Here is a 19,081-nt window from a genome sequence, read left to right on the forward strand (position 1 = left end):
AATTTTTTAATTCCCTTAATATGCGGTTAAACAATGAGGATTGATTTAAAAAACAGAACCTCAAAAGAGATATTGGACTATTTTGAGGGGTTACATGTAAAAGAGGGAGCGGTTGTAGAGGCAGAGTTTTTGGACGCTGATATAGATACTTTTGGCTATAAAGCTTTTGTTGATTTAGCACAGCTCTTTTTTATGAAGATGCTTACACCGATAAAAAATGAGACAACTACTGTGTTGAGATTTCAAAAACTTCATCTTGAATCCTCTTTTCATAAAGCAGACAAAAGTAGCGAAAAATATGGAGCAGATAGCGAGTTTTTTAAGATAGATAAAACTGCACAGTTTAGCTTTTTATATCATTATCAAAAAGCGCTGGAATTTATAGATATCAAGAGTAAAAAGAGAGTTCTAAATCTTGGTGTAAATCGTGGTGATGAGTTTAGGGTTATAAAAGAGATGTTGAGCTGTGAGGAGTTTGAATTAACGGAGTTTGTCGGGGTTGACTACTCCACTTCTGCAATAGAGTATGCAAAGGATGATTTTTTAGATGATAAAAATGTAAAATTTATCTGCCATGATATAAATAGGCTCTGTGAACTTGATTTGGGAGAGTTTGACCTTATCATATCTATTGGAACTCTGCAGAGTTCAAACATAGAGTTTAACGCTACATTTATGAGTATCTACCAAAATTATCTCCACAAAGACGGAGCTATAATTTTGGGCTTTCCAAATTGCAGATGGATTGATGGTGAGATGATTTATGGTGCAAAAACTCCAAACTATGCCTTTAGTGAAATGAGTTTGGTTTTAAAAGATATACATTTTTGTAAAAAATATCTTCAACAAAAAAAGTATAGAGTAACTATTAGGGGCAAAGATTATCTCTGTTTAACAGCTAGGAAAGTTATTTAGATATAATTTTTTTCACGAATTTTATGGAGGTTTATATGGTTCACAACAATATGATTTTAGGTAATGAACTTTTTCAAAAGAGTTTTTTCAAAGCTTATGAAAAAGAGTTTTTACAGTTGTCTCAAAAAGGTCAAACACCAAAAGCCTTGTATATAGGCTGTTCCGATTCAAGAGTTTTACCAAATCTTATAACACAAAGCGCTCCAGGGGATCTTTTTGTTGTAAGAAATGTAGGTAATTTTGTTGCGCCATATAAACCAGATGAGGATTTTCACTCCACAGCTTCAGCTATAGAGTATGCGGTAACTGTTTTAGAGGTAAAGAGTATTATTGTTTGTGGACATACAAAATGTGGAGCGATAGAGGCAATTCATAAAAAAAGTTGTGCAAATAATCCTGAGTTAGTTCATACAAAAACATGGCTCACACTTGGAGAGAGCGCAAAAGCTCAGGCTATTTTAGCACTTGGATTAAGAGCAGACAAAGAGACGCTCTACCGCTTGACAGAGAAACTCTCAGTTGTATCACAGTTAGAGAATCTTCTTACATACCCATCTGTTAAAAAGAGAGTAGATAATGCAGAGATTGCAATTCATGGCTGGATATATGATATAGAGAGTGGTGAGATAGAGTACTACGACCCAGAAATCTCACAATTTGTACACCTAAGTTCTCTAAAAATTGAAGAAGAGGAGGAGGAGAGTAGTTTATAGCAGATACTTCTTTAACCAAACACTTAGCACATAAAGTCCCCATATATGCTGTTTAAAGCCGCCATTAGCGGCTTTTTTGATATGTTCATCTAAAATCTCTTTTTTAAAAATCCCAGTTTTCTCATTTACTTCTTTAATAAGAGATATTTTTTTACTCTCTATTAGATACTCCATAAATGGATTTGAGAAGCCTTTTTTTCTGCGTGAGAGTATTTTTTCATCTAGCATGGGTTTTAGAGCGGATTTTAAAAGAGATTTGGTTACGCCATCCATATAGCGGATTTTTGGGTCTATGCTAAAGACGAGAGAGGCTAGCTTATGATCTAAAAATGGGGTGCGTGACTCTATTGAGTGAGCCATACTTAAGCGGTCTAGTTTAGTGAGATAGTGTTCTGCTTGGAAAAGATGTAAATCTATATAACTGTACCATATACTCTCATCAGAGTGTGATGAGGCGAGAAATGTCTCTCTATAATTTTGTATGTATTTAAGTGATTCGTTATCTCTTACGTTTCTCTTCATTGATACGTTTTTTTGCAAATCTGTAAAATTCTCTCCAGTTGTGCGAAACAAAAGTGAGCCATCAAAAACTCTTTTGTATCTCTCCCACTCTCTGTTCATTGAGAAATTTGAGTGAAAATAGCCGCTTAACCAGTTTTTGTTTTTTAGATTTGTAAGTTTCTCAATATCTAAAAACTCAAAATATTGTCTATATCCCAAAAACAGTTCATCGCTTCCCTCGCCGCTTAAGACAACTTTGTAGCCATCTTTTTTTATATGTCCAAAAAGCAGATACAACGGCACCGCAGCAGGGTCATTGAGTGGCTCATCAAGGGCATCTAAGACTATGTCGCATGACTCATCAAACTCTCTTTGAGAAATTTCAACAGCTCTATTTTTAACCCCAAGAAGAGAAGCACTCAAAGAGGCATTTTGTCTCTCGTCATATTTTGCAAACTCTTTGTATCCTAAGGTGTAGGTTTGAATATCCATTGAAGCTTTTTTTGCATAAGCATTGATTGCTGCACTGTCAATTCCACCAGAGAGCAGTGATGCCATTGGAACATCAGTAGCTAATCTTATATTTATCGCTTCTTCTAGTGCATTTTGGACTAAAAAAACTGCTTCATCCCTGTTGGTTATAAGAGATGGCGTTGTGTCAAGCAAATCAAAATATCGCTTAATTTCAACTTTTGAATCTTTAAAAATAAGATACTCACCAGCGGCTAATTTTTTGATATTTTTAAAAAAGGTAAATGGCGGGGTTGGTGCTAAAAATGAGAGGTAACTAAGAAGTGCATCCTCATCCATCTCAATACTATGCAAAAATGGTACAAGTGCTTTTATCTCAGAAGCAAAGATAAAAGCATTTACATGTAGATAAAAGAGCGGTTTTTTACCAAGTCTATCACGAAAAAGGTAGAGTATTTCATCATCTAAAAGAGCTATTGCAAACATTCCTCTTAAATGCAATACAAAATTAACGCCCCATTTTAAGTAAGAAGCAGCGATAACTTCCGCCTCGCTTTGTGTTTTAAAATTAAACTCACAAGACAAATCGGCTCTTAACTCTTTGTAGTTGTATATCTCTCCATTAAATGAGAGAAGTATCTTCTCATAAGAAAATGGCTGATTTGAGTCTGAGTTAGTGCCTGTTATGCTAAGTTTATGGTGCGCAAAAAAGAGATTTTGCCCTTGAGTAATCCCGCAAAAATCTCCTCCTCTGTGAGAGAGTAAAGCAAGAGCATCTTTTGCTTTTTTCTCATCATGCTCTCCTAATATCCCAAAAATAGCACACATCAAAGACTCTTTTTAAACATAACAGTTACGTCATCTTGCAAATAATCATCTCTAAATATAACCTCTGCTACGCCCAAATCAGCAGCGATTTTATCTATCTTTGTTTTTGTGAGGTAGTTGTAAGTCTCACTGCGCTTATCTCCATAAAGTACATTAAATAAAAAACCAACTCTACATGTACGAAAGCAGTTTTGCATAAATAGATGTGTTTCAAAATCATTTAAAACATTCATAGCGCCACTACAGATATAAAAATCAGCTGAGGGAAGAGAATCTTTGCAGATGTCAGCGACTACTATCTCGCACCCCGTCCTCTCACTTGCAATTGAGTACATGTCAACTAAAGTATCTATACCAATATACTCTTTTGGAACTCTTCTTTTTTTTTGCATGTAGAGATATAAATCGCCAAATCCACATCCAGCATCAGCAACGCTAAAGTCACTCATAACTTCTGGAAGCATCTCTAAGATAATCTCAAATCGTAGATTTTGTGACTCTTTTGAGTGCCAGTTTACCCCTTTTGCAGTTATGCCATACATCTCAATCGCGCTTGAGTAGAATGTTTTATTGTCAATTTTAGGCATTTGAAGAGTTCATAGTGTAGGATTTTTCCAAAAAAAGAGATTTAATTTTCAAATTATAGTACAAAATATATATAGAACACTTTTTCATTGTGATATTATGCAGACATTCAAAGATAAGGATTTGTAATGAGTCACATGTATAATCTTGCAATTATTGGTGCAGGACCATCGGGAATTGCAACTGCGGTTGAGAGCTATCTGCTTGGGGTTAGAGATATTATAATTTTAGAAAAAGATCAAAACCACAACTCAACTATACGAAAATATTATAAAGATAACAAAAGAGTTGATAAAGATTGGAAGGGTCAAAAGGTAGAGCTTGAGGGCAAAATCTATTTCGTCGATGGAACAAAAGAGAGTACTTTAGATTTTTTTGATGAGATTTTAAATAACCACTCAGTGGAGTTGAGAACACATACAGAGGTTCAAAACATCAAAAAAAGAGATGGATATTTTGAGATATTTATCGCAGGAGAGAGCATAAATGCAAAATATGTGGTGGTAACCATTGGAAGAATGGGTAAGCCAAATAAACCAGACTACAAGATACCACAGGGAGTTAAGGATAAGGTTGCCTTTACACTTGATAATTGTGGGATTGGTGAGAAAATTTTAGTCGTTGGCGGAGGCGATAGCGCCATAGAGTATGCGATTGATTTAAGCGCTAAAAATGAGGTTGCAATTTGTTACAGAAGAGAGACGTTTAGACGAGCAAATCCAACAAACCAAAGAGATATAGCAAACGCAATTATGCACAAAGAGGTAGAACCGATTTTGGGAGTAGATATAAATTCTCTTGAAGATGAAAACGGCAGAGTAAAAGTTATCTTTAGCGAGAGAGAAGCTGATATTTATGATAGAGTAATTTATGCAATTGGTGGAACGACACCTAGTGCATTTTTGGCAAGTTCGGGCATAAAAGAGGAGGATGGCAAACCTAGCCATGATGAAAATTATGAGACAAATATAGAGGGGCTATTTGTAGCTGGAGATATAACGCAAGAGTCAGGCGGAAGTATAGCTCTTGGGTTAAATCATGGTTATGCTATAGCTAAACATATTCAAGAAAAAAAACTCTAAAGCCCTATTTTAGAGCGTCTAATAGGTTCTTAAAATCTATTTTATTTGAGAAGCCAACACTCTGATGAAAAGGTTTCTCAGTAGATGCTTCTATAAAAAATGTTGTTGGTACGACTGGAACATTTAAAAAAGATGGAAACTCTTTCTCCTCTTTGTTTATGATAAGAGGGATATATTTTGCTTTTATAGCTCTGTCTATATCAGCATCCATAAGAGTTTTTTTCTCAAATTTTGAGCACCATGGGCAGTAGTTAGTAACCATTAAAACCATAAGGTTTTTCTTCTGCTCTTTTGCTCTCTTTAGTGCGACTTCATAGCTAGTCTCGTAACTCATACTCTCTGCAAAATCTCTATAACCATCTGCAAAAACAAAAACGCTAAATAAAAGTATTAAAATTATATTTTTCATAAATTATCCTCTTTATATTGTGCTTCAAACATATCTAAAAGCTCCTCTGCATTGTCGATGAGCTCCTCTTCTAGTTCTTGAGGAACAAAGATGCGAGAGTTCATGTAAGAGATTACAAAGACACTCTCCTTTGTATCAAGGCGCATAGCATTCTCTCCAACCATTAACTCCATTTTAAGTGCTAATGTATCGCCTATACCGATGAAACCTATAAGAAATGCAAGTGAGCGAGATGAGAAGTTTTTTGTCTCAATCCCCAGTTTTTGAGATTTTTTTATGAGCATCTCTAATATTTTCTCTTTATATTTTATATCTATTTTGTCTGTGTTCAACTCAACTACTGGGTAATAACTCTTAACACCACTTAAGGTAAAAGGAGTTTGCGCTCCTACATGTGAAGCAAAGAAGAGAAAAAAAAGGGTAACAAATATGGTTTTAAATTTACTCATCTACAATCCTGCTTTTTATTTTATAATTATTTATCAACTTAATTATAACCATAATTGCGATTGCTTGGAAGAGTGAAGCTAAGATAAGTGCATAGTAATAGAGTTCAGTTATGCTCTTGCCATTGTAAGCGAGTGTCGCCATTGCAATAAGAAGTGTAAGCGGCATAGAGTGTGACAAGCCCATCAAAAGAGAGTCCACAAGTTTTAACTCTTTTATAAAAACAAGTGAAGCTATAAGACGCATCATAGTCATAGCTAGAGTAATTAAAAGAGCTTTTGTGATAAGTCCATCCATAAATAGCGCTTCAAGATTAAATGAACTTCCTATATGGATAAAAAATATAGGGATTAAAAAGCCAAAACCAAAAGAGGCAAGTTTTTCTGGAAGCTCTTTTTTATGTTCAAAAAATGTTGGTATAAAAATCCCAGCCAAAAACGCACCAAAAGCGAGTTCAAGTTTTAGATAGAGCATCGCACCGACTAAAATGAAAAATATCCCCATAGATAGTCTTATATCTTGCTCTTTGTTGTCATCATGAGGCATAAGTGATGTTGCAACTGTAGGAAACCACCAAAAAAGAAGCTCGATTGCACGAAATAGTAAAAACATAAATAGTAAAAACAGCGCAAGTGCAAAAATAGTCTGAGCAAGAGCAAAGCCCACACCAGTTTCAAGTGTCGCTGATGTTAGTGTTAAAAAGCCGATACTTACTATCTCTCCAATTGCTCCTGCGGTCATGGAGAGAGCAAGCCATGGAGTTTTTCCATACTCTTTTGAGAGCGTTGCAATTAGCCCAACGGAGATAAGCGGCATAAGCACCATAAAGATTTTTCCAAGCTCAAAGTAAAGAGAGATAGCGATAGAAAAAGAGTATAAAATAGCCAGATATATGATGATTTTTTGCATTAACTCTTTTGGGGTTTTTAGAGTACTTTTGAGATTTATCTCCGTCCCAGCGATAAACATAAGATACAAAAATCCAAGTTCCGCAACTATTTTAAAGAGATGTTCCTCATGTATAAGACCAATATATGCAAAAACAGCGCCAAATATAATCTCTATTGGGGTAGTTGGAAGTTTTATGAGCTTCGCAAAAAAAGGAGAAAATATAATAATAAGAGAGATAGTTACTATTAATATTATATTTTCATACATCTACTATTTTACCGAGGAGGCTACATCAAGATTGAGAGATTTTAGCATCTCCAAATCCCTCTGCATGGCCTTTCCGCTTGTTGTGAGATAGTTTCCAATAACGATAGAGTTAGCGCCATTTGCAAATATTTCACTCTCTCTATCTCCAAACATAAGCTCTCTTCCACCTGCGACCATGATTCTTTGTGCATCTGGAATCATTGCGCGAGTAAGCTTTATAAGTGATAATGCTTCATCAACACTTAGAGGATTTGGGCTAAGCTCAAGAGCTTCGTTATGATGATAGAAGTTTATAGGAACAGAGGTTGGTTTTAGACTATCTAGTGATTTTAACATCGAAACTCTGTCTTCTTCTCTCTCTCCAAGTCCAAAAATCCCACCGCTTATAAGGACTAAACCAGCGTTGTTAATATTTTGACAGGTCTCATATCGCTCATCCCAAGAGTGAGTTGTGCAGATTTTTGGGTAAAACTCTCTTGAAGTCTCAAGGTTATGGTTGTATGCTTTTATGCCAGAAGCCCTAAGTGTTAGAAGTTGCTCTATTGTAGCCGTTCCATTGCATGCGATAAGTCTTAACTCTGGTAGCTCTTTGCTTAGAACCTCTGCAATAGAGCAGACAAAATTTAGTGTTTTATCATTTAACCCTTTGTCTGAAGTTACAAGGCAAAAGCCAAGCGCACCATTAGAGTAAGCATCCTGAGCCTCTTTAAGGATTAGTGAAATCTCTTTTTGCTTATATCTGTCTATATCAGCTTTGTAACGTACACTTTGAGAACAAAACTTGCAATCTTCATTACATGTACCGCTATTTATGTTGCAAATGGAGCATAAAAATATTTTCTGATTCACTTTTTTTCTCGTAGGTACTTAAAGTTTTTCTTCTCTATGATATCACTTTTGTTCTCTCTTGTATATCTTGTGAGCTTGTAGCTTTTATTTTCTACATCAAGCATAGCCCACTCTGAGAGAGGTTTGTTTCTAGCACAAATTTCTCCTGAATTAACAAAAAGAGTGTTGTTTATAAATTCCAAAGAGAACTCATGGGTATGTCCAAAAACTACAACATCTGCGTCAGGTGACATGTAAAATGGAATGTGCATAAGTTTAAACTTTATATCTGCCACCTCAAAGTAGTAAGGCTCTTGAACTAAGTTAAACTGAGTGTGAAATTCAGCTAAATGAGCATCATTATTTCCATAAACCGCTACATATTCAACACCACTATCTCTCAAAAGATTAAGAATTTCAACATCTACAATATCACCTGCATGGATAATAAACTCCGCTCCATCTTCGATTAGAGTGTTTATAGCACGCCTAGCTTTTTTAACTTTTCTATGAGTGTCTGAGATGATGCCTATCTTCATTTTTACTCTGCTACTATCTCTTGTGCTGGAGTTTTTGCTTTACACTTTATGCACTCATAAATCTCTTTGCCTCTAAATACCCTAAAAGCTAGTGCACCATCACATCCAGATTCTCTACACTTATATTTTGATGGTTCAAACTTTGAGATAAACTTACATGTAGGGTAGTTTTCACATCCCCAAAATGGTCCTCGTCTTGAATTTTTGAGGCTTATTTTACCACCACAATCAGGACATGGAGTCTCACTTGTCTTCTCCTCAACATTTATGCTTTTTGTGTTTTTACAATCAGGGTAACCGCTACATGCTAAAAATGGACCATTTCTCCCGTTTTTAGTAACCATCTCTTTTCCACATTTATCGCATATTTCATCACTTGAAGATGATTGTGCATTTTCTTCACCTTCTTTTTTCTCGCCCTCAACCTGTTCTGTATATTTACATTTTGGAAAGGCACTACATGCTATAAACTCGCCAAATCTCCCTGAACGTAAAAGTAGCTCTTCTCCACATTTAGGGCAAGCTCTGCCTAGAGGTGTTGCCATCTTTAGAGACACTATATTTGTTTTTCCCTCTTCAACTTGTGCTAAGAAATCGCCATAAAAGTCACTAAGTAGTTTTTGCCAATCATTTTGCCCCTCTGCTATCTCATCAAGCTTTTCTTCCATGTTTGCCGTAAAGGAGAGATCAACGATGTTTGAGAAGTTTTTCTCTAAAATCTCGGTAACTGTAAATGCCATCTCTGTCGGAATAATCTGCTTTTTCTCAATAGTCACGTAAGTGCGGTTACTAAGAGTTGCTATAGTTGGAGCATAAGTAGAAGGTCGTCCAATCCCCTCACTCTCAAGTTTTTTGATAAGTGCAGCTTCAGAGTAACGAGCTGGTGGCTCTGTAAAGTGCTGAGTTGACTCTATCTTTTGGATTTGAGCACTTTGCCCTTCACTTAGAGATGGAAGAAGTTTGTCTTTATCTTCTGCTCCAGTGAGAGCGTAAAAACCATCAAATGTTAATTTTCTACCGATTGCTTTGTATTCGTTATTTGCTCCGCTAAAGATAATGCTTTGTTGCTCAAATACAGCATCATTCATTTGACAAGAGACAAAGCGCTCATATATAAGGCGATATAGTTTTATCTCATCTGGTTTTAAAAATGAAGCTGCCACCTCTGGAGTAAACGCAAGCATAGTAGGGCGAATAGCTTCGTGAGCTTCTTGTGCGCCTTTTGCCTTTTTAGTGTAAATTTTAGGCTCTGCTGGGAGATATTTTTTGCCAAATCTGCTCTCAATAAGACCACGAACAGCAGTTAGCGCTTCATGTGCTAAGTTTAGTGAATCTGTTCTCATGTAGGTGATAACACCGCTTGTTCCGCTTGGAGTTTTAACACCTTCATAAAGAGTTTGTGCGACCATCATAGTTTTCTTAGGAGTAAACCCTAGTTTGCTTGAAGCGACTTGTTGAAGAGTTGATGTCATAAATGGCGGTGGAGTTGCACTTCTTCTCTCTTTAGTCTCTATCTTAGAGATAATAAAACTATCTTCTTTTACACTTTTTACTATTGAAGATGCATCAGCTTTGTTTGTGATTGAGAGTTTTGAGAGCTTCTCTCCCATGTGAGATATAAGAGAAGCTTCTATATCTTTTGCAAAGAGTGTATCTATAGTCCAGTACTCTTCTGCTACAAACGCTCTTATCTCTCTCTCACGGTCAACTACAAGTTTTAGTGTTGATGATTGCACACGTCCAGCGGAGAGCCCCTTTTGGATTTTTGAGCTAAGAAGCGGAGAGAGTTTATAGCCAACTACACGGTCAAGGATACGACGTGCTTGTTGAGCGTTTACCATATCCATATCTATCTTTCTAGCGTTTAAGAGTGCGTTTTCTATGGCTGTTTTAGTTATCTCATGAAAAACTATACGAGGAAGTTCTGCAGGGTCTTTTTTGATAGCATGAGCTATATGCCATCCGATTGCTTCACCCTCACGATCCTCATCGGTCGCGATATAGATGATATCGCTCTTTTTTGCTAAAGTGGTTATCTCTTTTACAGTTGCAGCATTCTCTTTTGCAACACTATAAGCTGGAATTAGATGAGAGTTTTCATCTACTGTTATTCCAAAACGAGATTTTGGCAAATCTCTTATGTGTCCCTTTGATGCAATAACCTCATATTCCTTGCCAAGGAAGTTTTTTATTGTCTTTGCTTTTGCAGGTGATTCAACGATAATTAGGTTCAAATAGCATTCCTATATATATAGTATAGTTCTTTTTAAGTCTGGAAGTGTAGCAAAAAATAAATAAATAGATGAAATCAAATATTTTTGAAAAATATTTGTAAATTGATTAAAGTTATTTTTGAGAGTGTCGATTTAGTTAACATCAAGGCATGGAAGCCAAGATAAAAAATTAACTAGAGCGTAAGGCTCTACCCTAAAAGGATTTATCATGGGATTTAGAATAAACACAAATATTAGTGCGATGAACGCACATAGAAATGCTCAGCAAACTAATATAGGACTTGATAAAAGTCTTGGTTCACTTAGTTCTGGTTTAAGAATTACGAAAGCGGCAGATGACGCTTCTGGTATGGCTATTGCCGATTCTCTTCGTCAACAAGCTCAAGGTTTGGGTCAAGCTGTATCAAATGCAAACGATGGTATTGGTATTACTCAAACAGCGGATGGTGCTTTGGATGAGTATATAAATATTGCTAATACTATTAGAACTAAAGCTATTCAAGCTGCGTCTGATGGTCAAACTTTAGATACACGTAAAGCTATTCAGGCTGATATTGACAAACTTATGGCAGAGGCTCAAAATATTGCTTCAACTACTTCGTTTAATGGTCAAACACTTCTAAATGGTGGTTATCAAAATAAATCATTCCATATTGGTGCATACTCTGGAGAGGCTGTAAAAATCTCTATAGAAGATAGTAGAACTGAAAAAATAGGTAAATTTGCTCTAGCAGAATCAACTACAGGATTAACAGCTACTACAGGTCAGGCTGGTGTTAGTACAGTATCTCTTAGCGTTACTGTTACAAGTGCAGATGGTACAACATCAACATCAACAGGTGAAGCTGTACTTACTTCAGGTGCACACTCTAGTTATGAGATTGCACAGATGGTAGTTGATGCATTTAACTCAGATGCTCAAACAGATGGAACAAATGCAAGAGCTAGTGTATATGAACTTACATCTTCGACTGCAGGAACTGCGGCATTTGGTGTTAGAGTAGATTCTAGTGATAAATTTACTACAACTGAAGCAGGATTTACTATTGGAGATGCTACGGCTGCTCTAACAAATAACTTTAGTACTATTGATGTTACAACTAGAGAAAAAGCAGAGAAAGCTATTATCATCTCGGATTATACTCTTAAAGATTTAGACTCTAGAAGATCAGATATAGGTTCGGTTCAAAATCAACTTGAATCAACTATTAGAAATATCTCTGTAACTCAGGTAAATGTTCAAGCGGCAGAATCACAGATTCGTGACGTTGACTTTGCGGCAGAGAGTGCGAACTTTGCGAAATTTAATATCTTAGCTCAGTCTGGTTCATACGCTATGAGTCAAGCTAACGCTGTTCAACAAAATGTTATGAGACTACTTCAGTAGTCGTCTTGAGTAAGTAGCTTTAGCTACGCTCACGTCCCTTTAGAAAACATTATGAGATTGTTACAGTGGTAACTCATCTATAACTGTTATTTTACAAACCCATCTTCAAGTAAAACTTGAGGATGGGTTTAAACCTCTTTTAAGCTCTCATTTTAATTTTTTTGGAACACTCATTGCTTAAACTCTACAAATAACCTTAAAAAGGATTTGTAATGGGATTTAGAATAAACACAAATATTAGTGCTATGAACGCGCATAGAAATGCAAGCATGACTAACTTAGGACTTGATAAAAGTCTTGGTTCACTTAGTTCTGGTTTAAGAATTACGAAAGCGGCAGATGACGCTTCTGGTATGGCTATTGCCGATTCTCTTCGTCAACAAGCTCAAGGTTTGGGGCAAGCTGTTATGAATTCAAATGATGGTATAGGTGTTACCCAAACAGCGGATGGTGCTTTGGATGAGTATATAAATATTGCTAATACTATTAGAACTAAAGCTATTCAAGCTGCGTCTGATGGTCAAACTTCTGATACACGTAAAGCTATTCAGGCTGATATTGACAGACTTATGCAAGAGGCTCAAAATATTGCTTCAACTACTTCGTTTAATGGTCAAACACTTCTAAATGGTGGTTATCAAAATAAATCATTCCATATTGGTGCATACTCTGGAGAGACTGTAAAAATCTCTATAGAGGATAGTAGAACTGAAAAAGTAGGTAAATTCTCGCTAGCAGAATCAACTACAGGATTAACAGCTACTACAGGTCAGGCTGGTGTTAGTACAGTATCTCTTAGCGTTACTGTTACAAGTGCAGATGGTACAACATCAACATCAACAGGTGAAGCTGTACTTACTTCAGGTGCACACTCTAGTTATGAGATTGCACAGATGGTAGTTGATGCATTTAACTCAGATGCTCAAACAGATGGAACAAATGCAAGAGCTAGTGTATATGAACTTACATCTTCGACTGCAGGAACTGCGGCATTTGGTATTAGAGTAGATTCTAGTGATAACTTTACTACAACTGAAGCAGGATTTACTATTGGAGATGCTACGGCTGCTCTAACAAACAACTTTAGTACTATTGATGTTACAACTAGAGAAAAAGCAGAGAAAGCTATTATCATCTCGGATTATACTCTTAAAGATTTAGACTCTAGAAGATCAGATATAGGTTCGGTTCAAAATCAACTTGAATCAACTATTAGAAATATCTCTGTAACTCAGGTAAATGTTCAAGCGGCAGAATCACAGATTCGTGACGTTGACTTTGCGGCAGAGAGTGCGAACTTTGCGAAATTTAATATCTTAGCTCAGTCTGGTTCATACGCTATGAGTCAAGCTAACGCTGTTCAACAAAATGTATTAAAACTACTTCAGTAATATAAAAACATCTTACACATGTGAGTGTAAGATGTTTTTACTACTACAAATCTTCTAAAACTTTTTCTATCTCTTGCTCATATGCTTTTATTATTTTTTCTAAAAGTGTAATAATTATCTTTTTAATTTTTTTAATATGTTTTTTATGATTATCTAGCTCTTTTGTATTGAAGAGATCTGAGATATAAGTTGATGAGATAAGAAGATAATTCATCATGATTTGATGCAGTTCATCTTGCTCGAATGCAACCATAGAGTTAAGTAATTTTGTATAACTTTGCATAAATATTTCACTACTTGATGAACTATCTTCTCTAAAAGTGTTTACAAAGTCATAATATTTTTGAACTCTTTTTTGTCTATCTTTTAACATTTGTAACTCTTCATTCGATAAAGAACTTGAAGAGTATTTGTCAAAAAGAGCTAAAAGATGACTCTTTAAATCTATTTTTTTTATAATTTTTGTTACTTTAACATCTGATGGTTCAAGTGCTATAGTCTCTTGAAAGTAAGCTCCATCACTAAGATTATATATATTTTGATTTGGTAATTTTAGTTTGCTTGTATGTATGTCAACTACAGGTATGGACATAGCAAGAAGAGGTATTGTGTTTACTTGTTTTCTAAAATTTCCTCGTACTTGTGTCACCGCTGTATCAAGTGAAGCACTTTGTGTGATAGAGTTTGCAGAGGATGTATCAAGGTTTCTGTGATCTGAGTGATCTTTTGCATGAGTTGAACCATCGTCTCCTATGGCTAAATCAAGCCCTAGTAGATATATATCGCCTTTACTAAAAGAGAGCGCTATAGCATACGAAGCTTCACCAACACTAGCAACATCAATAAAACAGTTGTTTAATTTATAGCTTGTTCTATCTTCAAGAAGATAAATCTTCTCTTTTTCGAAAGTTTCAAAAAATATATCTGCTACAGAAGCTGTAAATATAAAAATAGTCTCTTTAAAATAGTCTCTGTTTTCAAAAAAGTCTAGCTCTCTTTTTGCAAGAGGTTCATTTTCATCGATATGTACAACAATATCGGCAGGTATATCTAGTTTATAAAGTGTTTTAAGTGCAGCTAAAGGAGCTATAATAATGAACTTTTTATGGTGTTTTTTTAGCCACTCTTTGTGAGCATTTAGAGAAGGACCAGCAGCTAAGACTAAAAAAGGTTTATCATTAAAAAAGTTTTCTGACTCTTTTTTTTGTAAGTTTACAAACTTATAATCTTTCGCAATTCTATTTAAGATTTTTTGGCTTTTTTGTAAAAGTCTTGAGTGTGAATAACACTTTTCAGGGCGAATAAGTATGGCTTGTTGTACCTGTTTTATAGTTGATTCATCTTTTGAAGAGAAGAGACAAAATTTTAGATAATGGTTTCTTATGATACCATTTTCATAAAAACTATTGAAAGTATGCGCAAGCTCAATACTACTTTGTGCTATAGAAAAAAAAGTTTTCTTGCCACAAAGTGCATCTTTATAATTACATGTAAACATAGATAGTCTAAATAGTTCTATATCGTTATCAGTTACTAAAATAATTTCTGTTTTAGTTTTTTGGATTATATCTTTTATGTGCAGACCAAGCCCTACTCCTAAAAAAATAAACTTATATATTTTATTCATACTCATCGAAGCGTTAGTGTTTGAACTATGATAGTAGATTATGGGTGCGGTTGTTGCATGAGGGAAAAAGGCATCAGCTTCTTTGAGTAAGTCTATAGAGTTTTTATCATAAATAAAGTTATAAGAGCTCTCAAGAACTTGGTCATCTTTTTTAAATGATATTGTATCGAGGAGCTCTTTTGAGTATTTTATGGAATTTTGACCGTAAAGATAATTACCTGAAGATAGCTCTTTGATATCAAAATAGCTGTTTTTATATTCAAGTTCATATTTTTGAGGGTATTTACCATCACTTAATAGAGTTTCTAAAGCTATTAACATCTCATAGAGTCTTTTATGCTCTTTTTCGAAGAACTCCATATTTTGTTTATAATTGAGTACTGCTTTATCTTCTATTTTTTGCACTTAATATCCTTTGTATTTGTAAAAGTATAGCAAATAATATACCTCTCAATTTTGTTTTAAAACTTCTATTTGCGAGAGTGCATAACTCTCAATAGTGCCAATATCTCTATGATATGTATTGTTAAAGTATGTGTTTATTTTTCCGAGATACTTTGGTAATACATCATTGCTAAAATCTATCTCTTTTTTATCCAAACACTCTAAAAAATCAAATAGTGAAGCTTCACAAATATATACTGCACCATTTGCGAGATTTGATGGTGGATTTTTTACCTTTTCATAAAACTCTTGCACAATGCCTCTGTTATCTAGTTCCACTATACCGCAGCTAGAGGGGTTGTCACTTTTAAATAGCATCATAGTTATATCACAATTATTAGGTCTATTTTTATGAGCATTTATGAATTTGCCAAAATCACAAAAACTTAAATTATCAGCATGAACTAACATAAAGGGCTCATTATCAAAAAATGCTCTGTTTGTTAAGAGCGTTGAACCTGTATTTAAAAGCTTTTTTTCATATACTAATGTTATTTTGTCTCTATATTTTGAACTCTCAATGAACTCTTCTACTTGTACATGTAGATGGTGAGTATTTATCAGAAATTCATCTATTCCAGCCTCAGATAGGTTCTTTAGCCAATACTCTAAAAGAGGTTTGCCATTTATTGGGACTAAGCATTTTGGGATGGTGTTGGTTATTGGTCTTAACCTACTACCGATTCCAGCGGCTAAAAGTAAAGCTCTCACTCAAGCTCTTTTAGGATTTCATCTTTTTTTATAGGTACATTTCCTATACGACTCACTTGTATAGCCGATGCTAAAGAGCCAAGATATGCACTTTTCCATATATCAGCGCCAACAGCCAAAGCCATTGAACTGCATGTAAGAAGAGAATCACCTGCACCACTCACATCTTTTACGAGGGCACCCAAGGCTTCAATATTATCTGTTAATAAGCCACTAGAGACATTATTATAAATCATAACGCCCTCAGCACCAAGAGTTGTAAAGATATACTTAGCATCTGTTTTAGAAGCTAATTTTTCAGATAAAACAACCAAACCAGATTCAAAATCATTAAGTGATAGTCTAATCTCTCTCTCCGTAGGAGTTACAAGCGTCATATGTTTAAACTTAGAGATATCTCCGATTTGAGAAGAACTTTGAGAATCTGCTGCCATTAAAATCTTTTTTTCAATACCCATAGCTGTTATGGAGTTGATAATATTTTTTGTTAAAACACCATAACTAAAGTCTGAAAATATTATTAAATCAACTTTATCAATACACTCATTAATACTCTTTAGTATCTTTTTTTCTATATCTCTACTTACTCCATGCTGTTTAAGATGATTTACTCTTAGAAGAGTTTTCTCTTTTGCTCGAAAGCGCTGCTTTAAGGTAGTAGGTCTTGAAGTGTCGGTGTGAAGTGAAACATCTATATCTAGCTTCTCTAAAGTATCTTTTACAAAGTTATTATTATCACTTCCTATAACAGATATAAACTTGACATTTGCGCCTAATGTTTTGGCATGGCTTGCTACAATTGCTGCTCCGCCTAGAAATTTGTTGCTAAGTAGAGGAGTAACTACTATTGTTGGATCTTCTTGACTCATTCCTAATGGCTCACATGTAATATACTCATCAACAATCGTGTCACCTATAACTAAAACATTTAAATTAGCAAAGCTCTCAACGATGCTCTTTAGCTCATGAGGCTTAAAAGAGTGTCTGTTTGTATATTTGTTGCTATGGTTTACTTTATAGTTTGTAGATAAAAACTCTTTTCTTAAGAGATCCATAGATGAAAAACCAATCTCCCCAGAACTAAAGAGAAGCTTTCCGCCATAGGCATTAATAGTGTCTAATTCACTATTTTCTCTGTTTTCATGCTCTTTACCTTTAACTACTATATCTGGCATGTGCTCTTTTATATACTCTAGGGCTGAGACTTCCAAGATAAAAGCTTCATCTACATAGCTAGTCGCTTTTATGGATTCAAGTCTTATCTCTTGATTTATTCCTTTATAGCTCATAGCATCACTATTTACCCCTACTGTAAGGTATTCACCACTCTCTTTTGCAAACTTTAAAAGTCTAAGGTGTCCAGGATGCAAAATATTAAAATCACCGCTTACAAATACTTTTTTCATAAATTACCTTATATAAAATTTATATGTTGAGGCTTCTCTCCTGTTGGAGCTTCTAGTGGGTGTAAACCTTTTTTATAGTCATCCAAGAACTCATTTACTTTATGTTGCAGGCAGAGTGAGCCACACATTGTTTGAGCATCAAAATTCTCAGATGAGATATGATTCATAATCTCCCAGTATTTTTCGCTTTTTACAATATCTCTAAATCTTGTTTGGGTAATATTGCCTATATGAAAACGGCTATATTTTTCATTAAAGAACATTCCACATGGAGCCACTAACCCTGAGCCTGATATTTGTAGTTGAAACGGTGCCCCATAGCATTTTTGGTAGCTTCGTTTTCCTTCACTATTTATCTTAGACCACTTAACAGATACTTGGTACTCATCATCGCTATAAGATTCCGCCTCTTCTAAAATATGTGTTAGTTCTGCGTATTTGGAATAATCAACGCCAAGCGCTCCATCTTCGCTATCACTTGTGTGCTTTACCACTAAGTAGTCTGGTCTAATCTCTTTACCAAGTTTTGCAAGTGGTATTACTTGATCTGCATCTTCTGGCATAAGTACCATCTGCATGCCGATTGTTACACTTAAGTTGTTCTTTTTCTTTATCTCTACCATATCTTTTATATTTTGAATAACCTGATAAAAGTAATCTTCTTTAACTCCCATAATCTCACCATATCTCTTTGCTTCACCTGCTGAAATATTTACTCTAAGGTATGTTAGATGAGGAAGGATTCTCTCTAGTGCCTCATATCTTGTGTTATAGCCATGGGTTGCTACTGCCATTGATAAACCAAGCTGTGAACCTCTTATAATTGTATGCTCATAAACAGGCGAGAGGGTGCTCTCCCCATCACTAACAAGGCTAATTGCCTTAACTCCTATCTCAGCACAATCTTCTAAAAAATTATCAATAACATCTTTTGTAATATCAAATCTATCATTCTCTTGTAATCTTGCATAACAAAAATGACAACCATAATTACAAGCTCTAGTTAGAGCCATATCTATGGTTATAGGGACTATTCTCTCTCCTTTGTCCCACTGCTTTATCCGTTCTTGATGCCAATATATTTTTGTAGCATCGAGTATGATTTTATTGTCTTTTTTTATTTGCATCTGTTTTTCCTTCTAAGAGCACAATAATTGGAATATTGTTTAATTTTTCTCGTAAATAAGCCTCATACGTCACTAAAACATCATATACGTCATCTTTTTGTACATATAACTCTACTTTTATAGATTGATTATGTACATCTATTACCTTAAGTTTTTCTTTAAAAATTTGACTTAATCCACTGACTCTTTCAAACTGTTTATCAGCAGTCAATTTTTTCCAGAGTTTTAGTTCAGGCGATTCATATCTGTAATATTCTCTTTCACTCACCTTTTGCATC

General features: G+C 35.0%; 17 protein-coding genes and 2 pseudogenes. 6 read left to right on the forward strand and 13 right to left on the reverse strand.

Annotated features, from left to right (window positions below; translation table 11 throughout):
- Positions 1-33 precede the first annotated feature (33 nt).
- Together SUDEN_RS00815 and SUDEN_RS00820 are read left to right on the forward strand one after the other, a co-directional pair.
- The gene (locus tag SUDEN_RS00815; protein ID WP_011371797.1) at positions 34-915 is read left to right on the forward strand and encodes a class I SAM-dependent methyltransferase; all 882 of its coding nucleotides are present in this window, start codon (positions 34-36) and stop codon (positions 913-915) included.
- Positions 916-950: 35 nt separating this feature from the next.
- Positions 951-1,628: a carbonic anhydrase gene (locus SUDEN_RS00820; protein WP_011371798.1), complete on the forward strand. Its 678-nt coding sequence runs from the start codon at positions 951-953 to the stop codon at positions 1,626-1,628.
- On the opposite strand, the gene asnB is transcribed toward SUDEN_RS00820, so the two are convergent.
- Together asnB and SUDEN_RS00830 are read right to left on the reverse strand one after the other, a co-directional pair.
- On the reverse strand, positions 1,623-3,428 hold the full coding sequence (asnB, locus tag SUDEN_RS00825; protein WP_011371799.1) for an asparagine synthase (glutamine-hydrolyzing): 1,806 nt from the start codon (positions 3,426-3,428) through the stop codon (positions 1,623-1,625). The two genes, SUDEN_RS00820 and asnB, sit on opposite strands and share 6 nt — an antisense overlap.
- Positions 3,428-4,015, reverse strand: a complete 588-nt coding sequence (locus SUDEN_RS00830) for a class I SAM-dependent methyltransferase (protein WP_011371800.1) — start codon at positions 4,013-4,015, stop codon at positions 3,428-3,430. Before SUDEN_RS00830 ends, asnB begins: the two co-directional genes overlap by 1 nt.
- A gap of 126 nt (positions 4,016-4,141) precedes the next feature.
- Between SUDEN_RS00830 and SUDEN_RS00835 the strand changes: the two genes are divergently transcribed.
- Positions 4,142-5,095 (forward strand): NAD(P)-binding domain-containing protein, encoded by a 954-nt coding sequence (locus SUDEN_RS00835; RefSeq protein WP_011371801.1) that lies wholly within the window; start codon positions 4,142-4,144, stop codon positions 5,093-5,095.
- A gap of 4 nt (positions 5,096-5,099) precedes the next feature.
- On the opposite strand, the gene SUDEN_RS00840 is transcribed toward SUDEN_RS00835, so the two are convergent.
- From SUDEN_RS00840 to topA, 6 genes are read right to left on the reverse strand one after another with little or no spacing between them, the layout of a single operon-like run.
- A complete protein-coding gene (locus SUDEN_RS00840; RefSeq protein ID WP_011371802.1) occupies positions 5,100-5,504 on the reverse strand; it encodes a thioredoxin family protein in 405 nt (134 codons plus the stop codon).
- Positions 5,501-5,953: a hypothetical protein gene (locus SUDEN_RS00845; RefSeq protein WP_011371803.1), complete on the reverse strand. Its 453-nt coding sequence runs from the start codon at positions 5,951-5,953 to the stop codon at positions 5,501-5,503. Before SUDEN_RS00845 ends, SUDEN_RS00840 begins: the two co-directional genes overlap by 4 nt.
- On the reverse strand, positions 5,946-7,109 hold the full coding sequence (locus tag SUDEN_RS00850; RefSeq protein WP_011371804.1) for a cation:proton antiporter: 1,164 nt from the start codon (positions 7,107-7,109) through the stop codon (positions 5,946-5,948). Before SUDEN_RS00850 ends, SUDEN_RS00845 begins: the two co-directional genes overlap by 8 nt.
- A gap of 3 nt (positions 7,110-7,112) precedes the next feature.
- Entirely contained in the window at positions 7,113-7,958 is an 846-nt protein-coding gene (locus SUDEN_RS00855) for a biotin synthase (RefSeq protein WP_011371805.1), read from the reverse strand.
- The gene (locus SUDEN_RS00860) at positions 7,955-8,476 is read right to left on the reverse strand and encodes a YfcE family phosphodiesterase (protein WP_011371806.1); all 522 of its coding nucleotides are present in this window, start codon (positions 8,474-8,476) and stop codon (positions 7,955-7,957) included. Before SUDEN_RS00860 ends, SUDEN_RS00855 begins: the two co-directional genes overlap by 4 nt.
- Before the next feature lie 2 nt (positions 8,477-8,478).
- On the reverse strand, positions 8,479-10,710 hold the full coding sequence (gene topA, locus SUDEN_RS00865) for a type I DNA topoisomerase (RefSeq protein ID WP_011371807.1): 2,232 nt from the start codon (positions 10,708-10,710) through the stop codon (positions 8,479-8,481).
- A 241-nt stretch (positions 10,711-10,951) separates the two neighbouring features.
- Between topA and SUDEN_RS11610 the strand changes: the two are divergent.
- From SUDEN_RS11610 to SUDEN_RS00875, 3 genes and pseudogenes are all read left to right on the forward strand, one after another.
- Positions 10,952-11,281 (forward strand): annotated as a pseudogene (locus tag SUDEN_RS11610) (flagellin); the annotation flags it as partial.
- A 576-nt stretch (positions 11,282-11,857) separates the two neighbouring features.
- Positions 11,858-12,097, forward strand: a pseudogene (locus SUDEN_RS11615) (flagellin); the annotation flags it as partial.
- 212 nt (positions 12,098-12,309) lie between these two features.
- Entirely contained in the window at positions 12,310-13,488 is a 1,179-nt protein-coding gene (locus tag SUDEN_RS00875; protein WP_011371809.1) for a flagellin, read from the forward strand.
- 43 nt (positions 13,489-13,531) lie between these two features.
- Here the strand turns inward: SUDEN_RS00875 and SUDEN_RS00880 are convergent, their stop codons facing one another.
- From SUDEN_RS00880 to SUDEN_RS00900, 5 genes are read right to left on the reverse strand one after another with little or no spacing between them, the layout of a single operon-like run.
- The gene (locus SUDEN_RS00880; protein ID WP_011371810.1) at positions 13,532-15,520 is read right to left on the reverse strand and encodes a 6-hydroxymethylpterin diphosphokinase MptE-like protein; all 1,989 of its coding nucleotides are present in this window, start codon (positions 15,518-15,520) and stop codon (positions 13,532-13,534) included.
- Between the two features lie 45 nt (positions 15,521-15,565).
- The gene (locus SUDEN_RS00885; RefSeq protein WP_011371811.1) at positions 15,566-16,270 is read right to left on the reverse strand and encodes a nucleotidyltransferase family protein; all 705 of its coding nucleotides are present in this window, start codon (positions 16,268-16,270) and stop codon (positions 15,566-15,568) included.
- Complete coding sequence (locus tag SUDEN_RS00890) at positions 16,267-17,676, reverse strand: PfkB family carbohydrate kinase (RefSeq protein WP_011371812.1); 1,410 nt, start codon at positions 17,674-17,676, stop codon at positions 16,267-16,269. Before SUDEN_RS00890 ends, SUDEN_RS00885 begins: the two co-directional genes overlap by 4 nt.
- 8 nt (positions 17,677-17,684) lie before the next feature.
- Complete coding sequence (locus SUDEN_RS00895) at positions 17,685-18,803, reverse strand: radical SAM protein (RefSeq protein ID WP_011371813.1); 1,119 nt, start codon at positions 18,801-18,803, stop codon at positions 17,685-17,687.
- Complete coding sequence (locus tag SUDEN_RS00900; RefSeq protein ID WP_041672161.1) at positions 18,781-19,071, reverse strand: hypothetical protein; 291 nt, start codon at positions 19,069-19,071, stop codon at positions 18,781-18,783. Before SUDEN_RS00900 ends, SUDEN_RS00895 begins: the two co-directional genes overlap by 23 nt.
- Positions 19,072-19,081: the final 10 nt, after the last annotated feature.

Origin of the sequence: Sulfurimonas denitrificans DSM 1251 (genome assembly GCF_000012965.1) — a bacterium.
Lineage (GTDB): Bacteria > Campylobacterota > Campylobacteria > Campylobacterales > Sulfurimonadaceae > Sulfurimonas > Sulfurimonas denitrificans.

What these genes read in the sequence shown, in the direction of transcription:
- SUDEN_RS00820 (WP_011371798.1), top strand. Translation starts at nt 951, where the DNA reads ATGGTTCACAACAATATGATTTTAGGTAATGAACTTTTTCAAAAGAGT.
- SUDEN_RS00835 (WP_011371801.1), top strand. Translation starts at nt 4,142, where the DNA reads ATGAGTCACATGTATAATCTTGCAATTATTGGTGCAGGACCATCGGGA.
- SUDEN_RS00815 (WP_011371797.1), top strand. Translation starts at nt 34, where the DNA reads ATGAGGATTGATTTAAAAAACAGAACCTCAAAAGAGATATTGGACTAT.
- asnB (WP_011371799.1), bottom strand. Translation starts at nt 3,428, where the DNA reads ATGTGTGCTATTTTTGGGATATTAGGAGAGCATGATGAGAAAAAAGCA.
- SUDEN_RS00840 (WP_011371802.1), bottom strand. Translation starts at nt 5,504, where the DNA reads ATGAAAAATATAATTTTAATACTTTTATTTAGCGTTTTTGTTTTTGCA.
- SUDEN_RS00895 (WP_011371813.1), bottom strand. Translation starts at nt 18,803, where the DNA reads ATGCAAATAAAAAAAGACAATAAAATCATACTCGATGCTACAAAAATA.
- SUDEN_RS00845 (WP_011371803.1), bottom strand. Translation starts at nt 5,953, where the DNA reads ATGAGTAAATTTAAAACCATATTTGTTACCCTTTTTTTTCTCTTCTTT.
- SUDEN_RS00890 (WP_011371812.1), bottom strand. Translation starts at nt 17,676, where the DNA reads ATGAAAAAAGTATTTGTAAGCGGTGATTTTAATATTTTGCATCCTGGA.
- SUDEN_RS00875 (WP_011371809.1), top strand. Translation starts at nt 12,310, where the DNA reads ATGGGATTTAGAATAAACACAAATATTAGTGCTATGAACGCGCATAGA.
- SUDEN_RS00850 (WP_011371804.1), bottom strand. Translation starts at nt 7,109, where the DNA reads ATGTATGAAAATATAATATTAATAGTAACTATCTCTCTTATTATTATA.
- SUDEN_RS00860 (WP_011371806.1), bottom strand. Translation starts at nt 8,476, where the DNA reads ATGAAGATAGGCATCATCTCAGACACTCATAGAAAAGTTAAAAAAGCT.
- SUDEN_RS00830 (WP_011371800.1), bottom strand. Translation starts at nt 4,015, where the DNA reads ATGCCTAAAATTGACAATAAAACATTCTACTCAAGCGCGATTGAGATG.